Origin of the sequence: uncultured Halorubrum sp. (assembly GCF_937146585.1) — an archaeon.
GTDB lineage: Archaea > Halobacteriota > Halobacteria > Halobacteriales > Haloferacaceae > Halorubrum > Halorubrum miltondacostae.
Window position 1 is genome coordinate 1 of record NZ_CAKZRO010000147.1, and the last position, 4,573, is coordinate 4,573.

At 70.4% G+C, this 4,573-nt stretch carries 6 protein-coding genes; 1 reads left to right on the top strand and 5 read right to left on the bottom strand.

Annotation, left to right across the window (positions count from 1 at the left end):
- The coding region (locus tag Q0116_RS12525) for a glutamate synthase-related protein (protein WP_297888874.1) at nucleotides 1-1,338 on the bottom strand (1,338 nt) is incomplete at its 3' end.
- A gap of 261 nt (nucleotides 1,339-1,599) precedes the next feature.
- On the opposite strand from Q0116_RS12525, the gene Q0116_RS12530 reads away from it, so the two are divergent.
- Nucleotides 1,600-2,013 (top strand): hypothetical protein, encoded by a 414-nt coding sequence (locus Q0116_RS12530; protein WP_089308249.1) that lies wholly within the window; start codon nucleotides 1,600-1,602, stop codon nucleotides 2,011-2,013.
- Between the two features lie 21 nt (nucleotides 2,014-2,034).
- Here the strand turns inward: Q0116_RS12530 and Q0116_RS12535 are convergent, their stop codons facing one another.
- The 4 genes from Q0116_RS12535 to Q0116_RS12550 all read right to left on the bottom strand — a co-directional run.
- Nucleotides 2,035-2,745 (bottom strand): NAD(P)H-hydrate epimerase, encoded by a 711-nt coding sequence (locus tag Q0116_RS12535; RefSeq protein ID WP_297888883.1) that lies wholly within the window; start codon nucleotides 2,743-2,745, stop codon nucleotides 2,035-2,037.
- Nucleotides 2,746-2,800: 55 nt separating this feature from the next.
- Nucleotides 2,801-3,184 (bottom strand): SaoD/DsrE family protein, encoded by a 384-nt coding sequence (locus tag Q0116_RS12540; protein WP_297888886.1) that lies wholly within the window; start codon nucleotides 3,182-3,184, stop codon nucleotides 2,801-2,803.
- A 69-nt stretch (nucleotides 3,185-3,253) separates the two neighbouring features.
- Entirely contained in the window at nucleotides 3,254-4,345 is a 1,092-nt protein-coding gene (locus Q0116_RS12545; RefSeq protein WP_297888889.1) for a YncE family protein, read from the bottom strand.
- Nucleotides 4,342-4,573 (bottom strand): rhodanese-like domain-containing protein (locus tag Q0116_RS12550; protein ID WP_297888891.1); only part of this gene is annotated, 232 nt, incomplete at its 5' end. The genes Q0116_RS12550 and Q0116_RS12545, both read right to left, overlap by 4 nt.

The following is a 4,573-nucleotide window of genomic DNA, read 5'->3' on the forward strand; positions in this document are numbered from 1 at the left end:
GATCTTCTCAGAATGCGCTTCTCTCCGCGCATCCGGGATCTCGGCGCCGCGCGCGTCGAGGTGGTGGCGTGCCCGTGGAATCGCCGCGATCGTCGGCACCGAGATATTGTTTTTAAACACGTCTGGGGCGGCGCCCGTTCCGCCGCCTCGCCCGTCGAGTATCAGGTAGTCCGCCCCCGCCTCCAGCGCGAAGTCGATGTCGTCCTCGACGTGTTGCGCGGAGAGCTTGAGCCCGACCGGAATGCCGCCGCCGACATCGCGGACGCGGTCGGCCATCGCCGCGAAGTCGTCCGGCGTTTCCAGGTCGTCGAACCGCGCGGGGCTGACGGCGTCGGTGCCCGGTTCGAGGTCCCGAACCTCCGCGATCTTCCCCTGGACCTTCTCGCCCGGGAGGTGGCCGCCGGTGCCGGTCTTGGCGCCCTGGCCCGCCTTGAAATGGAACGCCTGTACGTCCGCGACCTTCTCGATGTCCCAGCCGAACTTCCCGGTGGCGTACTCGTAGAAGTACCGCGAGTTGACCGCCTGCTCTTCGGGGAGCATCCCGCCCTCGCCGGAGCAGACCCCCGTCCCGGCTGCGTCAGCGCCCTTCGAGATGGCGACTTTCGCCTCCTCGCTCAGGGCGCCGAAGCTCATGTCGCTGACGAACACCGGGATCTCCAGTTCAAGCGGGTTCTCGGCGTTCGGGCCGATGACGAGCCCAGAGTCGACCGGCGCCTCGTCGTCGAGGGGGGTGCGGTCGAGCTGGGCGGTGAGGATCTGGAGGTCGTTCCAGCTCGGCAGCTCCGCCCGCGGCACGCCCATCGCGGAGACGCTCCCGTGTTCGCCGATCCCCTCGGGCCCCTCGCGGGCGAGCTTCTGGATGTAGTGGGTGTGCGGCTCGGTCTCGGCCTCCGGCTCCCCGTAGAACTCGGGGTTCACGGCGGCGTCCACGTCGTCCGCCTCCTCGGCGCCGTCCGGTAAGTCGTACGGCTCCGGGTGGTCGTCGGCCCACTCGGCGACCGCCGCCGCGTCGACGTACACCGCCGCCTCGCCGTCGTCGTCGGCCTCGATCCACGCCGGGAACTTCTCCAGCCGCTCGGAGTTGTCGTACTCGCTGACCCCGGTGTCGTACCGGTAGTCCCAGCCGTGGACGCCGCAGATGAGGTCCTCGCCCTCGACGTGGCCGTCGCCGAGGAGCACGCCGCGGTGGAGACACCGGCCGTACAGCACCGACACCTCGTCGTCGTACCGGACCACGACGAGGTCGACGCCGGCCGCTCGGGCGTGGGTGGGCTCCCGGTCTCCGAGGTCTCTCCACGTCGCGACCCGCTCGGGGTCGCGGGCGCTCTCAGCGCTCATCGGGTCCGTCGCTCCTCCGTCGGGCCCGTGCGTCCGTCGCCGCTCGTGCCGCGCTTCGCGTCGCCGATCACTGGCGCCATTGATGGCTGAATCCTCTGTCTCACGGGGTATAACCCTCCGGTGAGTGTGACGTAACCGCCCCGTCGAACGTCGATCCCTCGCCGGTCGACGATCGAGTGTCGTGTGAGGGAGTCACATGAACGTAACCGTGTTACGCGCCCCTCAGAGAGCGTTTATGTAGAGCGTCGCGTCGTGGAGGGTATGGCAGCCGAGACCGAGGCGGCCGCGTTGGAGCCGCTCACGACCGCCGAGATGGAATCGACGATGGCCGGGATCAAGCGGATGCTCAAGATCGGGGCTGCGTTCGCCGCCGTCGGCTACCTGCTGGTCGGGTTCGCGCTCTTCGTGGAGATCACCGCGTTCCACCCGCTGTTGGAGGAGTACTTCACCACTCACACCGGGTGGAGCCTCGCCGGCGGCGGCGCGGACCGGGCGGGGGAAACCGCACTCAACTCGCAGCTCGCGACGATCCACTCGTTCCCGTCCGTGTTGCTGTGGCTGAAGCTCGGGGGTGTCGCGCACGTCCTCGTCGGGATCTTCGTCGCGCTCGCGGCGATCGTCCGGACGCTGGCGCTGATGCCGCACCGCCTGGCGTACGAGCTGGCGGACGAGTAGGTCCGCGCCGACCGTCGCCTCTCAGCGCCTCGACAGCGGGACGGCGAACTCGTCGCCGAAAGGGTCCTCGTACTCAATGTCGAGCCGGTCGTACCCCGTCGCGGGAATCGAGAGGTCGACGAGACGGAGGTCCCCACCGATAGCCGCGAGCCCGGTTTTCGGCAGCGCGAGCGTGACCGTGTGGTCCGGCTCGACCGCGGCTCCCGGGGTCTCACCGGTGGTCGCGTCCGTCCCGGACGGGACGTCGAGCGACACGACCGTTTCCGCCGTGTCGCCCGCAGCCTCGATCAGCTCCGCGGCGGCGCCGCGGGGCGCGCCGGTCAGTCCGTAGCCGATCAGCGCGTCGACGACGAGACCGTCGAGCGCCGCGTCGACCTCCGCGTCGCCGTCGGGCGATCCGATCGACACGTCCATCGCTTCCAGGATTCGCAGCTGTTCCGCAGTGACGCCGTCGAGCGCGGCGGGGTCCCGGTCGAGAACGACCCGTACGGGGAGGTCCCTGTTCGCGAGGTGGCGGGCACACGCGAGCCCGCCGCCGCCGTTGCCGCCGTTCCCGGCGCTCGACCGGACGTCGAGGACGGCCTCGGCGAGTCCCCGACCGGCGTGTTCCATCATCCGGCGGAGATCGAGGCCGATCGCTTCGACGGCAACGCGGTCGACCGCCCGCATCTCCGCAGCCGTGACCGCCGTCACGGGGCGCTCAGTGGGGTCGTCGAACGCGGACGCGTCCATGCGGCGTCGTTCGAGGCGCGCGTCAAAAACGGTTCGGGGTCGGAGAACGCGGGAGCTACAGCGTGATGACCTGGTCGACGCCGACCTCGCCGAGCGCCTCGTAGAGGTCGGGGAAGCAGCCGACCGTGGCGCCCTCGACGGTGTCCGTCGGCTCGTAGTGGTCGCGGCCGTGTTCGTCGGTGTGGTCGAACTCGGCGAGCCCGCGGCGCGTCGCGCACTGGTCACAGAGCATGAGCAGGATCTCCTGCTCGGCCGCGACGTCCGCGAGCCGCTGGCCGAGCGGGTCGTCCTTGCGGAGCGCGTACGTGTTGTCGTGGAAGAAGAACATCCCGACCACGTCGGCGCCGTGCGCGCCGGCCTCTAACTGCGGGAGGATCATGTCGCCGAGCACGTATTCAATAGTCTGTCCGGCCGTCGCGAAGACGTATGCGACCTTCATATGGTGGGGACGGACACCGGCGGAATTATTGCGATGACTCCGGCAGGGTTCCCCGCTGTCGGTGACGGGTCAGACGACGACCGCGCCGAACGGGTACGCCGGCGTGTCGGCGGTCCAGACGGTGCCGTCCGCGACGTCGACGAGCGAGATCCGGTCGTCGTCGTAGTGGGACACCACGAGCCGCCCGCCGCCCACCGGGGCCGCGACGAGGCTCGGTACGTTCGTGTCGACGAGATCGCCATCGAGCGAGCGGAGTCGAGCGGCCTCGGCGTCGAGCACCCACCAGCGACCGTTCGCTCTGAACAGATCGACCGGGCGGGAGAACCCCTCGTGGACCGATTCGAGCGTCAGATCCGGCGAGAACTCGTGGACCGTCCCGTCGGCCCTGCCCGGGACGAATACCCGGTCGAGGGTGACGACGAGGTCGTACGGATCCGCGCCGACCGCGGCCTCCTTGCGAATCTGTCCGACTCGGGTCGCGGGTGCGTCCGGATATCGGTCTCCGTGACCGGCCGGCTCGAATGCGACGATCCGGTCCCCCTCCTGATCGACGGCGTACCCGTGGTGCCCGTCGGGCGCGAGCGCGACGCCCTGTACCCTCGCCTCCGGACCCACGTCGACCGAACGGATCCGCTCGTGGGTCGCGGTGTCGACGACGTCGACGACGCCATCGCGGCGGCTGCCGCTGTAGAGGCGTCGTTCGTCGCGACCGACCGCGAGTTCGTGCGGTTCCGCGCCGACGCCGATCCGGTCGGTACGTGTCAGTTCCACCGGATCGATCACCGCGAGCGCGTCGCCGGCCGAACAGGCGACGTACAGCTCGCCGTTCGCGCTCGCGAAGTGCGACGGGCCCAAGACGCCGGTGTCGACGCGGGTCACCTCGCCGCCGGGGGCGACCGCGGTCACCGACCGCTCGCCCATCGTCGCGACGAACGTCCGGTCGGCAGTCGTCGTCGCGTGGACCGGGTGGCTACCGACCGGGACCGAACCGAGCGGCTCGCCCGTGGCGAGGTCGAACAGCGATAGAACGTCGGCGCCCTCACAGGGGACCGCGACGACGCGTTCCGGCGCGTCGCCCGGGTCCCCGTCGGGCCCGACGTCGTCGCCCGCGTCCCCGCCGGCTGCGCCGCTCGCTCCCGCGTCGGCGCCCTCGCCGCTCATCCCGTACAGGAGAAGTCGCCACTGCTGTCGTCGCCGCCGACGCTCCCCTCGGTCTCGACCACGACGTTCGTCGCCGTCTCGACGGGGTGTCGGCCGCGGTCGTCCGCGTTCGCCCACTCGCCGAAGCCGCCGTCGTAGACGCGGACGTCCTCGAACCCGATCGCCCGCAGCGTGAGCCACGTCGAGGTCGGGTCGACGTTGTCGTCGCCGTACACGACGACCGTCTCG